General features: G+C 52.4%; 12 protein-coding genes. 5 read left to right on the forward strand and 7 right to left on the reverse strand.

All coding sequences use genetic code 11. From position 1 onward, the window contains the following. Positions 1-117: 117 nt before the first annotated feature. From putA to HCZ99_RS17460, 3 genes are all read left to right on the forward strand, one after another. On the forward strand, positions 118-3921 hold the full coding sequence (gene putA, locus HCZ99_RS17450) for a bifunctional proline dehydrogenase/L-glutamate gamma-semialdehyde dehydrogenase PutA (protein ID WP_167448290.1): 3804 nt from the start codon (positions 118-120) through the stop codon (positions 3919-3921). Between the two features lie 287 nt (positions 3922-4208). Beyond that, entirely contained in the window at positions 4209-4838 is a 630-nt protein-coding gene (locus tag HCZ99_RS17455; RefSeq protein ID WP_167448291.1) for a BON domain-containing protein, read from the forward strand. 155 nt (positions 4839-4993) lie between these two features. After that, positions 4994-5227, forward strand: a complete 234-nt coding sequence (locus HCZ99_RS17460) for a (2Fe-2S)-binding protein (protein WP_167448292.1) — start codon at positions 4994-4996, stop codon at positions 5225-5227. Between the two features lie 95 nt (positions 5228-5322). On the opposite strand, the gene HCZ99_RS17465 is transcribed toward HCZ99_RS17460, so the two are convergent. Continuing rightward, complete coding sequence (locus HCZ99_RS17465; protein WP_167448293.1) at positions 5323-6381, reverse strand: Glu/Leu/Phe/Val dehydrogenase; 1059 nt, start codon at positions 6379-6381, stop codon at positions 5323-5325. A gap of 592 nt (positions 6382-6973) precedes the next feature. Between HCZ99_RS17465 and HCZ99_RS17470 the strand changes: the two genes are divergently transcribed. Further along, positions 6974-7207 (forward strand): hypothetical protein, encoded by a 234-nt coding sequence (locus tag HCZ99_RS17470; RefSeq protein ID WP_167448294.1) that lies wholly within the window; start codon positions 6974-6976, stop codon positions 7205-7207. 84 nt (positions 7208-7291) lie between these two features. Here the strand turns inward: HCZ99_RS17470 and HCZ99_RS17475 are convergent, their stop codons facing one another. The 6 genes from HCZ99_RS17475 to HCZ99_RS17500 all read right to left on the reverse strand — a co-directional run bounded on the left by HCZ99_RS17475 (position 7292) and on the right by HCZ99_RS17500 (position 14490). Further along, positions 7292-8965 (reverse strand): thiamine pyrophosphate-binding protein, encoded by a 1674-nt coding sequence (locus HCZ99_RS17475; protein WP_167448295.1) that lies wholly within the window; start codon positions 8963-8965, stop codon positions 7292-7294. A 31-nt stretch (positions 8966-8996) separates the two neighbouring features. Further along, positions 8997-10346 (reverse strand): NADP-specific glutamate dehydrogenase, encoded by a 1350-nt coding sequence (gdhA, locus tag HCZ99_RS17480; RefSeq protein WP_167448296.1) that lies wholly within the window; start codon positions 10344-10346, stop codon positions 8997-8999. A 113-nt stretch (positions 10347-10459) separates the two neighbouring features. Next, complete coding sequence (locus HCZ99_RS17485; RefSeq protein ID WP_167448297.1) at positions 10460-11053, reverse strand: 2-hydroxychromene-2-carboxylate isomerase; 594 nt, start codon at positions 11051-11053, stop codon at positions 10460-10462. Between the two features lie 119 nt (positions 11054-11172). Further along, on the reverse strand, positions 11173-12330 hold the full coding sequence (locus tag HCZ99_RS17490) for a hypothetical protein (protein ID WP_254869704.1): 1158 nt from the start codon (positions 12328-12330) through the stop codon (positions 11173-11175). Positions 12331-12419: 89 nt separating this feature from the next. Beyond that, complete coding sequence (locus HCZ99_RS17495) at positions 12420-13556, reverse strand: NAD(P)/FAD-dependent oxidoreductase (RefSeq protein WP_167448299.1); 1137 nt, start codon at positions 13554-13556, stop codon at positions 12420-12422. 49 nt (positions 13557-13605) lie between these two features. Then, on the reverse strand, positions 13606-14490 hold the full coding sequence (locus tag HCZ99_RS17500) for a hypothetical protein (protein ID WP_254869706.1): 885 nt from the start codon (positions 14488-14490) through the stop codon (positions 13606-13608). Positions 14491-14889: 399 nt separating this feature from the next. Here HCZ99_RS17500 and HCZ99_RS17505 point away from each other — a divergent pair, with 399 nt between their 5' ends. Further along, the gene (locus HCZ99_RS17505) at positions 14890-15789 is read left to right on the forward strand and encodes a division plane positioning ATPase MipZ (RefSeq protein ID WP_167448301.1); all 900 of its coding nucleotides are present in this window, start codon (positions 14890-14892) and stop codon (positions 15787-15789) included. Positions 15790-15831: the final 42 nt, after the last annotated feature.

Genomic DNA, 15831 nt, shown 5'->3' on the forward strand with positions numbered 1-15831 from the left:
TTTCTTAAGCGCACTTATTCTTTGTTGCCATAGATGTGCCATTAGGCTCTGGAGACGAAATCACTGTATTGGCGCTCTGGAAACCGTGGATGCGAACCGCAGGGAGAAATAAGCACAATGTTCCGCACCCAATTGCCTCAACCAAACGAGATCCGGACTGAAATTCGCAATGCGTATCGTGCCGACGAAGAAGAAGCCGTCGCGCGCTTGATCGAAAAAGCCCGCCTGTCGCCAGAGCAAACCGCACGTGTTCAAGATCGTGCGTATCAATTGGTTGCGCGTGTTCGTAAGGCCGATAATGGCAAAAGCGGTATTGATGCATTGCTGCATGAATATGAACTGTCGAGCAAGGAAGGCGTCATTTTGATGTGCCTTGCCGAGGCACTTTTGCGTGTGCCCGACGCGGTAACAGCCGACAAGCTTATTCAGGACAAGTTGTTTGATGCAAATTGGCAAAGCCATCTAGGCCATTCCGATAGCTTCTTTGTCAATGCGTCGACATGGGGTTTGATGCTGACCGGGCAGGTGATCAAATTTGGCAAGGCGGAAAAAGCTGATCCGGGCCGGTTGATCAAACGCATGATTGGACGTTCCGGCGAGCCGGTTATTCGTAAGGCGTTCAACCATGCCATGCGCATCATGGGCCGTCAGTTTGTCATGGGCCGCACCATTGACGAGGCATCGGAGCGCGCCAAGGCAAACGAAGAAAAAGGCTATCGCTATTCTTATGACATGTTGGGCGAAGCCGCCCGCACCATGGAAGATGCTGATCGCTATTACAAATCATACGAAGACGCCATTCACGATATTGGCCGCGTTGCCAAGGGACGTGGTCCGATTGATAGCCCGGGCATTTCCGTCAAACTTTCGGCCATTCATCCGCGTTATGATTTTGCCAATTATGATCGGGTGATGAACGAACTGACCCCGCGGTTAAAGCAACTGGCCCTGTTGGCCAAAAAATATGACATTGGCTTTACCGTTGACGCTGAAGAAGCCAACCGTCTTGACCTGTCGCTTGATGTGATCGGAACTGTTTTTGCTGATCCCGACCTTGATGGGTGGGAAGGATATGGACTTGCGGTGCAGGCCTATCAGAAGCGTGCTTATTACGTTCTTGAATGGTTGGCAGACCTGTCGACCAAGGTTGGCCGCAAGATGATGGTGCGTTTGGTCAAAGGGGCTTATTGGGACACCGAAGTTAAATTCAGTCAGGAAAACGGATTTGACGGTTATCCGTGCTTTACCCGTAAGGCATCGACTGACGTTTCCTATTTGGCCTGTGCGAAATTTATGTTGTCGCGCCGCGATGCGTTTTATTGCCAGTTCGCCAGCCACAATGCGCACACGGTTGCGTCCGTCCTTGAGATGGCCGGCAATGACCGCACATTTGAATTCCAGCGCCTGCATGGCATGGGCGAAGCCCTGTATGAGCAGATCGTTGATGAAAAAGGTGAAAATGTACCGTGCCGCATTTATGCGCCAGTCGGGAGTCACGAAGACCTGTTGGCGTATTTGGTGCGCCGTCTGTTGGAAAACGGTGCAAATACCAGCTTTGTAAACCGTATTCAGGATGAACAGCTGCCGATCGAAGAAATGATCGCCGATCCGGTCGAGAAAATGGCGGCCCTTCCGCGTAAAGCCCATCCAAAAATTCCGGCACCGGTCGACCTTTATGGCGCAGGGCGTGTTAATTCACGTGGCATCGATCTGACCGATACCAATAAGCTTTTGCCGCTGAGTGAAAAGCTGGCCGCGATGCAGGGTAAAACGTGGAACGCAGCCCCGTTGATTGACGGTAAACTGGTGTCGGGTACGCCGATTGACGTGATGAACCCGGCCAAGCTTGATGAAAAGGTCGGTGACCTTGTGCAGGCAACCGAGGCCGACATCGAGGCCGCCGTTGTTGCCGCCCTTAAGGGGTATGAAGGTTGGAACGCAACATCGGGTGCTGACCGCGCGGCGGCCTTGCGCCGTCTTGGTGATTTGCTTGAAGCGCATATGGACGAGTTCATCGCCCTTTGTCAGCGCGAAGCAGGCAAGCTTTATTCCGATGGTGTTGCTGAAGTCCGCGAAGCTGTCGATTTCTGCCGCTATTATGCCAACCGTGCCGAAGAAACCTTCCGCGAGGGGGGTGCGCTTGAAGGGCGTGGGGTGTTTGTTTGCATCAGTCCATGGAACTTCCCGCTTGCGATTTTCTTGGGGCAGGTGACAGCTGCCCTTGCCGCCGGGAATGCGGTAATCGCCAAACCGGCGGAGCAAACATCACTTATTGCCGCGCGTGCCGCCGAATTGATCCTTGAGGCAGGTATTCCGGGATCGGCATTCCATCTTGTTCCCGGACCGGGACGTGTCATTGGTAACAAGTTGATCAATGATCCGCGGATTGCCGGTGTTGCCTTTACCGGATCGACGGAAACCGCACAGCTGATCAATCAGGCCTTGGCGAAGCGCCCGGGTGTTCCGTTGCCGCTGATTGCGGAGACCGGTGGTCAGAATGCGATGATCGTTGATTCGACCGCCTTGCCAGAACAGGTGGTTCAGGATGCCGTGATTTCCGGTTTCCAATCGGCGGGTCAGCGTTGTTCGGCCTTGCGTGTTCTGTTTGTCCAAGAAGACATTGCCGACAAGCTGTGTCACATGCTGGTCGGTGCGATGAAGGAGCTTAAGGTCGGTGATCCGAAGTTCCTTGATATCGATGTCGGACCGGTGATTGACGAAAAATCGCGCAAAACCCTGCAAGACCATGCAGAGCGGATGAAGAAAGAAGCCAAGCTTCTTCATGCTTGCGATACCTTGCCGGAATGCAAGGACGGTACATTCTTTGCGCCGCATTGCTTTGAAATTCCGTCGATTGACGTTCTGGAACGCGAAGTCTTTGGGCCGGTTGTTCACGTTGTGCGCTTTAAGGCGCGTGACATGGATAAGATCCTTGATCAGATCAATGCGTCTGGTTACGGCCTGACACTTGGTATTCATTCGCGGATCGACAGCACCGTGCGTGAAATCTCGCACAAGCTGCGGGTCGGGAACTGCTATGTGAACCGAAACCAGATCGGTGCTGTTGTTGGTGTTCAGCCATTTGGCGGGCAGGGCAAATCAGGAACCGGTCCCAAGGCCGGTGGCCCGCACTATGTCGAACGTTTTGCCAAACCAATTTCTACGGCAAACAGCGCATCTGACGTTGCCATTGATGATGATCGCGCCCCGATCATTGTGAAAGATGTTCTGTCCAAAGCCGAATATGCCGACATGCTTAAAGCACAGGAAGAATGGCAGGCGGTTGATGGTAATGCGCGTGTCGGTATTCTTGAAAAGCTGGCATCGAGGCTTTCGGCGTCGTCAAACCAAGAATTGGCTGCGGGCGCAGACCACGTTGCTGATTTTGCCGCGCTTTCGGAAAATGGCTTTGTCGCGCCAAAACGGATGCCTGGACCAACGGGTGAAACCAACGACCTTTATTGCCTTGGTCGTGGTGTTTATCTGGTGCAGGCCGATAAGGACGCCGAACCGGCACGTGTGATCCGCCATGTTGGTGCAGCACTTGCGGCGGGGAATGCGGTCATTCTGGCGGGGGACCATAAATGGTTCGTGGATCTTCCGGGGCTTGCGGCGGATGCTGGATTGCCCAAGAAACTTGTGAAAGTGGTCGGCGGTAATACGGGCCTTGGTGCCATGTATGATGGCGATATTGCCGGTGTTTCGTGCATTGCGTCGCTTGATCGGGTGACATCGTTTAAGCAGCTTTTGGCCAAACGCGATGGGGCGATCTTGTCGTTGATTTCTGATAGCGGAGCTGAGGATGATGGTGCGTTGCCCGATGAAGCGTTCTTGCACCGTTTCGCAACGGAAAAAACCATCACGATCAACACCACGGCGGCGGGTGGTAACGCATCCCTGATGTCGATGGATGAAAATTGATCTGATGAAGTGGGTACGATGCCGTGTAATCCGGTGATAGTGTGCCCATTCGAAAACGTTTCTGCGATGGACCGGAATGAAAGTTCCGGTCCATTTTTTGTGCCGCCGTGCTTATTTCGCGTGCTTGGCGCGGTTTTGCGCTGTCTCGGGCTTTTTTTCGTCAAAATTCACTGCGATAGATAAGGCTCGGAACAGAGCAGTTGGTATGGCGTTTATCGAAAACATGACTGTTCGATGATCCGAACAACAATTGAAATTGCCCGATGGGCATTATGAGGAGTCCCTAAATGATTCAGGTTTCCCAAGGCTGGCGCAGTGTTTTTAAAACGGTTTCGGTTTGTATGCTGCTAGCGACACCTTTGGCTGCTTGTGGGCCGCTTCAGATGCCGCTTGAAGACCGCACAGGCAACGACCAGTGGCTTGATACCCAGATCAAGTCCGGCATCCTTGGCGAGTTTGCCAAGCTTGATCACACCTATCTGATGGATGTGAATGTCGATATCTGGAAACAAGAAGTTCTGGTCACCGGCATGGTGGATTCCAAGGCAAAATATTATGACGTGATGTCATTGATTAAGCAGGATAAGCGGATCAAAACCATCCATGATCATCTTGAGGTCGCCGACGCCGCTAAGATCGAGGCGTACCGTAAAGCTGAAGACGAGCACGGCAAAAATGCTGTCCCAACCGATTCGGCGACACAGTCGGTATCCGATGTTTGGATCGAAGGGCAGATCAAAGCATTGTTATTGGCGGAAAAAGGCGTCAGTTCGGTGAACTACCGCTGGCAGTCGGTAAACAACATCGTCTACATCATGGGCGAAGCGCAAACCGATCCTGAGCTTAAAAAGGTGCTTTCGATTGTACGCCGTATCAAGGGTGTTAAACGCGTTGTAAGCTATATCAAGCTTGCCTGATCTCCTTCTGATTAAACGACTTTTTTGAAGTTCCCTGCAAATCTGGCGGTTCGCGGGGAATTTTTTTGTTCGGATCATGCTAAAAGTGTTTGAAAACTATTCGCATTTGCCGTAAGGATTTCGTGTTGTAATTAATAACCGATTGCATTTGCACCATGTATGTCTGCGTCTGTAACGCGTTAAAAGAAAAAGACGTCCGTCGGGCCGCCGAAGAAGGTGGGGCGACACGTCCGTCTGAAGTTTTCCGCTTTCATGGCTGTGCGCCGCAATGTGGCAAATGCGCGTGCCATATGCGTGCTGAACTCGCGCAGGCGAAAACCTGTGGCAACTGTGATTGCGATGATGCAGCAGCTGTTACGGCAAATTATAATCCGATTGCCGCGGAATAACGCGCCGGGTTTTTCCAGATACTTACATCAATGCAAAAAGGCGAAGCCATCATGGGCCTCGCCTTTTATTTTGTCTGCGGTTTCGAAGCTGCGTTTTAAGCCGCGTGTTGGCGGGGACCAAACCGTTCTTCGGCCAGTCGATCGGCAACAAAACTTGTGGATCGGTTTTGTTGTTTGGCCCGTTCAAAGATTTCGCGCACTGTCGCACCGATGCCTTCGATATGTTTGTTGGTCTCAGAGGCCGGTTTGCCGTTGCGGCAATAATGGACTTCGACCACGCCACCGGCATTAATCACGTAATCAGGGGCATATAAAATGCCTGCTTCGCGCAGCATGTCGCCGTGACGGGCATCTTCAAGCTGATTATTGGCCGCCCCGGCAATGATCGTTGCGCGCATGGTTTCGATGCTGCGGTCATTGATGACGCCGCCCAGTGCGCAGGGGGCAAGGATATCGGCATCAACCGACAGAATTTCATCAACTGAAACGGCGGTCGCGCCAAATTCCGTAACGGCATTTGAAACACTCGCCGGGTTCAGGTCGGCCACGATAAGCTTCGCCCCGGCGTTATGGAGCATCTTACACAGATGGTATCCGACATGTCCAAGCCCCTGTACTGCGACCCGAAGACCGGCTAGGTCATTATGGCCGTTTTCAAACCGTGCGGCTTCTTTTAGGCCAATAAACACGCCATAGGCCGTAAAGGGTGAAGGATCCCCGGTGCGCTCGGGATCCTTGCCGTCATTGATCCCGCCGACATGTTTTGTTTGGCTTGCGATTTGGGCCATATCGTCGGTGCTGGTGCCGACATCTTCGGCCACGATATAGCGCCCGCCCAGCTGTTCGACAGCACGTCCCATCGCGCGGAAAAGCTCCGGCGTTTTCTGTGTGCGGGGATCACCAATAATCACTGATTTGCCACCACCCAAAGGCAGGTTGGCAAGGGCTGATTTATAGGTCATGCCGCGTGATAGGCGCAGGACGTCGTGAATGGCTTCCTGTTCTGTTGCATATGGCCACATGCGGCACCCGCCCAGTGACGGGCCAAGGTTGGTGTTGTGGACCGCGATGATGGTTTTCAGGCCGGTGGCATCATCACTGGCGAAGACAACCTGTTCGTGGCCATCAAATGCGCTTTCGGAAAACACGTTCATCCTTAGAAGCCTCCTTGCGGCGTAATTGTTCTGATGCAAGACGGGCTTGCTTATCCTTTTATGTTTGACTGTCGGGCGAATTGATCAATTCGAAATTTACGGAAGAAGATAAAAAGAACGTTTCGGTTGGGTGGGGATGATTGGCGTGGAACTTTATGATCCCCCACAGTGTGCTTTGAAATATTATTGCGCGGCCTGTGCGCTGCACCATGGCTGCCAAAGGTGATTTGGGATGAAAAAGGTGGCCAAAGTGATTCTTTTTTCAGTTTTTTAAATCGGCTGTGGTTGCGCTAAACAAACCGCCAATCTGAAAGTTCGCGATGTTCTGGTGCTTTATCCTGAGCCAGCGCGCAATTGCCTGTGTTTGTCCTGCTACGGGGTGTTGGCTGCGTTTTGCGTATGGCGCTATGACAGATTTGGACTTGAAACCGGAGCAATTAACCGTGAAAGTCAAAATAACCGGATAATTTACGGCTCGTTAAGGCGCGAAACGTAGAGTGATGGTTGGGTATCTTGTGGTTGAGATTCCCAGTTCAGGACACGACGGCGTCTGGGGTGGCGCCGCCGGACAAAAAGTAAGGAGACCGGGGGAATGTCTGCGTTTACAAATCACAGCCAGACAGTGTTCGAGGTTGAACTTCACAATCAAGACGTTCGCGAATGCGTCAAAGAAAACCGTTCCCACGACATCTTTGACGATCGTTGGGCCGATGTACAAACCCACGAAGTTGCTGCAAGTGACGAAGGGAAGGCTCTTGCCATGATCGAAAACACCTATCCGTCATGTGATGGATTTGTTGTCGATCAGGTCAAACGCCTTTTTTAAGGTCACCAATCAGCCAAAGATTTAAAAACGCGGCGGGGATGCGTTATCCCCGCCGCGTTTTTCTTGGGTTGATCAAAGTGCCGGTTAGCGCAGCTTTGAAAACATTTCCCGGCCTTTTGCCATGGCGAATTTCTGGGCCTGATCAAATGTGACACTGGGCGGCATGATCAGGGCGTCGGGATCGACCCGCGCCTGAATGATGCTTGGTTTGTCACTTGCCATCGCCTGAGTTAAGGCAGACTGCAAGTCTGCTGGTGTGTCGGCGCGAAGCCCAAGGCACCCACAGGCCTGTGCGACGGCGGCCATATCGGCGTTGTTAAAGTCGATTGAATGTTTGGGCAGGCCTTTTGCTTCTTGCTCTAGCGCGATAAAGCCAAGTTCGCTGTTGTCAAAGATGACGGCTGTTAGCGGCAACTTGTATTTCGCCGCAGTCAGAAGTTCACCCATCATCATGTTAAAGGCACCATCGCCTGCAATCGCGATCACAGGTTTGTCGGGATGGGCCAGCTGCGCGCCCATGGCACCAGAAAAGGCAAAGGCCATGGTGCCTAGGCCCGATGACAGGGTCAGGCGCTGGTTCTTTTTGACGTGAAGGTGGCGTGCTGACCACGCCGTTGTGGTGCCGGTATCAACAACGAAAATCGTATCGTCCGGCGCATGGTTTTGGATTTCGCGGATGACACGTGCGGGGTGCATCGGCGTATCGTCAGATGTTTCAAGCTTTGCCCAATCATCGCGCTGTTCTTGCGCCTTGTCTGCCCAGTGTACTCTGTTTTTATCGTGGTCTTTTTGACTGACCCGGCTAAGCAGGCCACGCAGCGATTGCTTTGCCGTGCCGACCAGCGGGGCGTCAATATCATGACGTTTGCCGATCTGGGTCAGTTTGCTGTCAATTTGAATGGTTTTCGCGTGTTTCGGATAAAAGTCCATATACGGGAAATCCGCACCGATCAGACACAGAACGTCACAGTCGGCAATGGCATCTTGCCCAGGTTTGCCGCCCAAAAGCCCCAAGCCACCAATACATCCTTCGTGGTCATCGTCGATCCAATCCTTGGCGCGCAGCGTCCGCACGATGGGGGCGTCGATCCGCTTGGCAAGTTCAATCACATCATCGGCGGCATCGGCCGCACCAATGCCTGCCAAAATGACCGGATTTATCGCGCCATTTAGAATTTCGGCAGCACGATCAAGATCGCTGTCTGATGGTACTGTTTCCAACGTCGCAAGTAAGGTTGCGACATTCACCGCATCGCTGCCGCAATCGACACCTGCGATATTGTTGGGGATACACACATGGGCAGGGGCATTGTTTTCAATCGCCGCCTTGCAGGCTTCTTTTAAGATACGTCGGGCCTGTGCTGGATCCATGATGGTGCGTGAATAAACTGCAACCTCGCCAAATAAGGCTTCCAGATCGACTTCCTGATGGTATTCGGTACCGATAAATTCGGAATCGACTTGGCCGGTAATGGCCAGAACCGGTGCATGGTCATGCCGAGCATCATATAGGCCATTCAAAAGATGGATCGCACCGCCACCAGCCGTGCCGACACAGCACGAAATTTTACCCGACAATTTGGCTTGTGCCGATGCGGCGAAGGCACCGGCTTCTTCGTGTCGGACCAGAACAAAATCGATGTCATCTTTGTCACGCAGCGCAAAGGTCAGATCATTGATGGCGTCGCCGGGGATGCCAAATACGTGCCGCACACCCAAATCGCGCAATAAATTGATCGTCAGGTCAGCAACTTTCATGGTGATTTCCTTATTTTCATATATCTGCGGATCAGGAATGCCAAAACGCATTCATGGCATCGGCAACACGTCGGAAGCCGGTAAGATTTGCGCCATCGCGATAATCGATAATTTTCCGCTTTGGACTGTTTTCGACACAGTCGGCATGGATGGTTTTCATAATTTCACGTAGGCGCTTGTCGACCATGTCCGCATCCCAGCGCAAACGCTGAGCATTTTGACTTTGTTCAAGGCCGCTTACGGCGACACCACCGGCATTTGACGCCTTGCCCGGCGCATGCGGGATGTCAGCATCGCGCAAAACCTGCTGCGCGTCGGCTGTCAGGGGCATATTGGCCCCTTCGCAGACCATCATGACTTTCTGCTCAACCAGCTTTTTGGCGTCTTTTTCTTCAAGCTCATTCTGGGTCGCACAGGGAAGGGCGATGTCACATTCCAGCGACCATGGCTTTTCATCGGATAGGAATTTTACGCCTTTGCCGGTTTTGAAATCAGCCAAGGATTCACGCTTAGTCGTTTTCCATTCTTCGATCTTATCAAGCATTTCGTGATCAAGACCGTCTTTGATATGAAGCGTGCCAGAACTGTCGCTTAAGCTGATGACTTTGGCATCAAGCTCGATGGCCTTGCTTGCGGCATGCAGGGCAACGTTGCCCGCACCGCTAATGGCGATGCGTTTGTCGGCGATTTCGCAGTTGGCTTCTTCAAGCATGTGACACAGGAAATAGATGCATCCATATCCGGTTGCCTCTGTTCGGCCGGCACTGCCGCCAAAATCGCATCCCTTGCCGGTCAAAACGCCGGTCCATTTATTGGTCAGTTTCAGATAATGGCCAAACAGGATGCTGATTTCACGGGCGCCGACACCGATGTCACCGGCAGGGATATCGATATCCGTTCCGATGTGACGATAAAGCTCCTGCATGAACGATTGGCAGAAACGACCGACTTCACGCCTTGATTTACCTTTTGGCGAGAAGTCCGCCCCACCTTTTGCGCCGCCCATCGGCAGGCGGGTCAGGCTGTTTTTTAAGGTTTGCTCGAACCCAAGGAATTTAAAAACGCTTTCATTGACAGACGGGGCAAAACGCAGGCCCCCTTTATACGGGCCAATGGTTTGGTTGAACTGTACACGCCAACCACGGTTGACCTGAATTTGGCCGTCGTCATCTTCCCATGCGACGCGAAACTTGATGCTGCGATCTGGTTCTGTGAACCGTTCCAAGACCGCATTTTTGCGCATATCGGTTTGATCAAGATACCAGTCTGTTACCGAACAAAGAACTTCGCCGACGGCTTGATGAAACTCTGGCTGATTGGGATTGGTTTCTTTGAGTTGGGCGAGGAATTCTTCACGGAACTTGGCTGATTTTTTGGTCATGTTTTCGCGTCTTTTCCTGTGTCTGTGTGTCTATTGAACGCATCAGACAAGGAAAAGTGCCAAGATCGTCTGGTGCCAGCCAAGAGCACCACGGGTTATTTGGCAGTTGGTGCTCATGTGCGAAGGGCCATATCGACGAAGGCCAACCTGTCTTGTCCCCAGAACATTTCATCGCCAACAAAATAGGTCGGCACGCCAAAAACATTTCGTTCACGCGCGGATTGACTGTTTTCGTCGTAAATCTGTGCGGTATGGGGCATGTCGGCATATTCAAGATATTCGACAGAAAGGTGGTTTGACACCAATGCTTCGCGCACGGTGTTGGGATCGCTGATGTCGCGTTCGCGTAACCACACATCGCCCATTAGTGTGTCGGTCAGGCCGGTCACGTCTTTGCCGTCTTCTTGAACGGCAATAATGGTGCGCGCGGCAAATGTTTCATCGATTGGGAAATGGGCAGGATGCAGATGGATTGGGATTTTAAGGTGTTTTGACCATCTTTTTAGCTCCACCAGGCGGTAGTCTTGACGCGGTTTGGGGCGTTTTGAAACCGGAACACCGCCACCATGTTGCCAGACGTCTGCGGCGCGGCACGGTTTGTGGATAATCTCCACCCCGTTTTTCTTGGCGATATCAACCGCACGACGGAACCCAAAAAACGACCATGGGGATTGCACAAAGAAGTAATGAATAATCGGTCCAGACAATTCGGCCTCCTGTTGCTGTATAGGCAGCATTTTGTTTTTAGCTGCTTATTACAGTGCATGAGCCAACAGGGGGCGTCAAATGGCGCCGTGAATTTTGGGTAACTTTTAGGTGTATTTGATTAGTAATCCAACCACCATGAATATTCATCAAGTCCGCCAAGAACCACACCATCAAAGCCAAGTTTCATGATGCCGCCAAGGTAGCTTCCTTCGCTGCCGTAAATCAGGCGTTGCCATTCTGGGGACCAATATTGAACGTGATGTTCTTGGCCCCAGCGGGCTGTCAAATTGCCTTCGCTGATGAAATCAGGTGATCCGGCACGCCATGCACTTTGCCAGTAATAACGATATGTCTCAGCCGTTGCGACATTGATATAGGCCAGAATGGTCCGTGGTGTACCGACCCGTTTATAACGCAGACGTTTCATATCGTCATAGGTTAGCGGGATGGTGCCACGGTGGAATGGATCAATGATCAGGGTGTCGTAATTGGTCGCGGTGAGCGCATCAATATAGGCAGCCTTCGTTCCATAGGGCGAACTGTCGAGCACCATGGCAAAGTTCTTGGAATTGCGAATATTGTCGATGATGTGCGGGTTGGACCCAATCGGATTACTTGGGACCGATGCCAGCGATGATAATTGTTTATCTGGCGGTGGGGCCGCGTAATACAACGCGTCAAGATCGCTTAGCTGACGACGCGCTTTTTGCATGTCGGCGGTCTTATTGGTGTAATCGACGATCAGATACTGCAGGCCTTCAAGCTTTATCCGTTCGAGATAGCCCAGAATGTATTTGGTTTCTTCGCTGTCGGTGGCCGCCCCATAGGTGTCGTAACCGTAAAACGGTGCTTCGACCAAGATGCCGTCAAGCGCGCGCAGATAGTCGCGTGCTGGTTCGGCCGTGCCACGTGCGGCAAACAATGTGGTTTCCAAAAACTCGGTCAATTCAAGCGCATTCATCGCAATGATCGAAAAATCACTGCGATATCCCTTGGCCCAGCGGCTTAGCCCGATGACGTAATCGCGCATGGCTTGGGTAAAGTCGACTTTTGGCTTGTTATCGTCAGTGCCAAGTCCTTTGGGCGCGGTCAGGCTGTTGGGCGGTGGGGTAAAGGGTTCAAGTGCTTGCGCATGGACAAGCATTGGGCTTCCTGATAGCAACGCGGCACTTAGTCCGGCGATGCCGCCTTCGATGAAACGGCGGCGCGATAGGCCATTTGCCGCGGTATGCGCCGCTGCGTTGTTGTGCGCCTTTTTGCCGTTTCTTGCCGTCATTTGACGTTCCTTACCCATGCTGTTTTCTTGAGCCTTGTCGCGATACATCCCGCACAGAGCAAGCCTTTAATGACTTTTTGATGCGCCCATCAGGAGGCGATGCTCATATCGCTTTGGCCTGTGATGCGGTCACAGACCAATGCGCCAATCGCAAGCGATGCGGTCAATCCCGGTGATTCAATACCATAGAGCATTACAAGTCCATTAAGGCCGTGCGTTTTTGCATCAGCAATCATGAAATCATGTGCCGCTTCGCCCGGTGCCTGAATTTTCGGGCGCACGCCAGCATAGCCAGCCTGAAGGGCATCTTCGTCAAGGTCGGGGTAATATTTGCGAATGGCATCGGCAAAATCACGACGTCTTTCTTCTGGAACGTCATAGTTTGGTGCATCAACCCAAGTTACATCCGGGCCAAAGCGCGCCTGAGCACCCATATCAAGGGTCAAATGGATACCAAGCCCGGCTTGTTCCGGGGCAGGGTAGATCAAGGTTGAAAATGGTGCCTTGCCCGACAGGGTGAAATAACAGCCCCGTGCATAATGCTGCGCCGGAACGGTTGCTGCGTCCATACCGTTAAAATTGCGGCCCAGTGTCTGGCTGTGCAATCCACAGGCTACAATCAGTTCCGCACAGGTCAGGCTCATTTCTTCGCCGTCGGCATCGCGGGTGTGAACGGTGTAAACATCGTTTTCGTGATCCACCGAAATCACATCGGTATTAAGCGCCAAGGTGGCGCCGTTATTTTCCGCATCCCCCAACAGGGTCACCATCAATTGATGGGAATCCACAATGCCGGTGGATGGGCTGTACAAAGCGCCAACGCAATTTAATGCTGGTTCACGCTCAAGGGTTTCGGCTTTGCTTAGCCAGACAAGGTCATCGACCCCGTTTTCCCGTGCCTTTTTCTCGATCGTGCGCAGGGCGTCGATTTGCTCATCGCTGGTGGCGACAATGAGTTTGCCCGTACGTTTGTGATCGATGCCATTTTCAGCGCAATAGCGATACAGAAGTTCGCGGCCTTCGACGCACAATTGTGCTTTCAGGCTTCCTTTGGGGTAATAAATCCCGGCATGGATGACTTCGCTGTTGCGCGCGCTGGTTTCGGTACCGATGGCGTCATGGCGTTCGATGATCAGAACTTCGCGCCCTGTGCGCGCCAACGATCGGGCGCAGGCCAGTCCGACAACGCCTGCGCCAATAACAATGGTTTGGATATCTGTGGTCATTTGGTGTGTTTCGTCGTGTTCTTGGTGGGGCTTACGACGACGTGTTTAACTAGTTGCGCTGGCGGAAATAAACCGCCTGTCCACTATTGTCTTTGCCGTCGCCGGTGACTGATGACGCATTTTCGCTGGTGTAATTGCCACGCGCGAAGCTGCTGTCATTACAATAGACATACCAGCTGCCGAACGGCAAGGTGCCGCTGTTATAGGAGCCACCTTCGTGGCGCCAAGTGCCTTCGCAATGACGCTGATCGTCATCGACAACCATTGTGCCTTCGCCTGATGGCTTGTCGAAATTCAAAGCACCGGTACCACGTACACCTTGCCAGTTGGTCGTGATTGCAATGCCGTCTTCCGGCGGGATTGTTGCTTCGCCTTCGGGTTGTTGGGCACTGGCCGCGGCGAGGGATGGTTTTGCAACGCCGTCGGGCAGTTGAACGGTGAACCGTTTGATAAAGGACGCGCCGAATTCCTGGGCGTCAATCATGCTGATGGCCGGTGATGCTTCAATCGCACCATTTTCACCCTGCTGCGAAGCCGGGTTACAGTAATATCCAAGCAGACGGCTCGCGCGTTCGGTTTGTGTTTGCGGATCCCACTGGCCCACAAACGAAACGCATTGTGACCCGTCGCGGATAAACGGCACCATTGAAATCGGACCGATTGATGTTTGCTGTACGAAGTTCGCCCCATTGGTCTGGGTGCCAGTTTCCAACGCGTCAAACATGCTTAAAAGCTGGCTTGGCGCCATGGCGGTGCTAAACTTAAAACCAGCTGATGACGTGGTGAAAACCGTTTCCAAAAATAAATCACTGCCCGATTGTGCGGGGGCGTTTTCTGCGCGCGGGGCAAACCAGCGGCCGACGAAAACCGTGGTGTTATCGCGGTATTGACGCAAAAATACGGCTTGGCTGTCATTTTCGGATGCAAAGGACATTGGGCTTTGATCTGCAGGGACTTGTTCGAACCCGCCGACCTGCTGTGCGGATGCACATTGCACTGTTGCAATTAGGAGGCCCCCAACAACCCCACTCATCAATGCCGCCCGATATTGCACTTGTCGTCCTTTCTTTATGTTTTTCAGGCGCATTTATGATTTGCGCTACCCTTATGTTTACCTTTGCGATGGTAAGTTGCCTAGGGTAAAGACGCAATCTACATAAGCGTGCCGAAAGTCGGTATACATATGTGCTTGCGGCTTGACCGTGAGGACTTGTTAAACGACGCCACGACGAAAATGTTCCTTTGAACTTGATTTTTGGGGATAAAGTGGCTCATTGGGAATGACGGGTCCTGGGGACAATATAAAGATGCCTGAAGAACGGAGCAAATAGCCATGACGGTGCAAGAGACCAGCGCAGGCGGGGATAGCGCAGGCCAACAGACCGCAACGGATAAAAAGCCGCAATCCAACCGCGCCCATGTGATTGTCATTGGCAATGAAAAAGGCGGGTCGGGCAAATCAACAACAGCGATGCACCTGATTGTTTCCCTGATGAAAATGGGGTTCAAGGTCGGATCGCTTGATATTGATGCCCGGCAGGGAACGCTGACCCGTTATATCGAGAACCGCGTCGCGTTTAACGCCAAAAAAGGGTTGAACCTGCCGACGCCGGATCATCGTCCGATTTATCGCAGTGAAGTTTCGGACGGCAATGAGGCCAAACTTGATGAGCGCGACCGATTTACCAACGCATTGGGCGAAATGGTTGTCGGATGTGATTTCGTTGTGATGGATTGCCCCGGCAGTGACAATTACCTGTCACGTTTGGCGCATGCCTGTGCGGATACGCTGATTACGCCGATCAATGACAGTTTCATCGACCTTGATATGTTGGCCCGGATTGATCCAGATAACTTGGATATCAAAGGACCAAGCATCTATGCCGAAATGGTGTGGGATGCGCGCAAGCGGCGTGCAGGTGTCGATGGGGGGACGATTGATTGGATTGTCATGCGCAATCGATTGTCACATTTGGATGCCCGAAACAAACGCGATATCGCCGAAATCGTGGAAAAGCTGGCTGATCGCATTCGCTTCCGCTCCGCACCTGGCTTTGGTGAACGCGTGATTTATCGTGAACTGTTCCTAAAGGGCTTGACCCTTTTGGACTTGCGCGAAAAAGGTGTTGGTATCCCAATGAGCATGTCTCATATGGCGGCGCGTCAGGAAGTGCGTTCGTTGCTTGAAGTGATCGGGTTCAAACCATCCGAAGGCGAAGAGTTGCCGATCTGACCTGTTGCAGCCTATATCTGTAAGGGTACATCATGGTGCCTG

This window comes from Thalassospira lucentensis (genome assembly GCF_011806425.1).
Classification (GTDB): Bacteria; Pseudomonadota; Alphaproteobacteria; order Rhodospirillales; family Thalassospiraceae; genus Thalassospira; species Thalassospira lucentensis_B.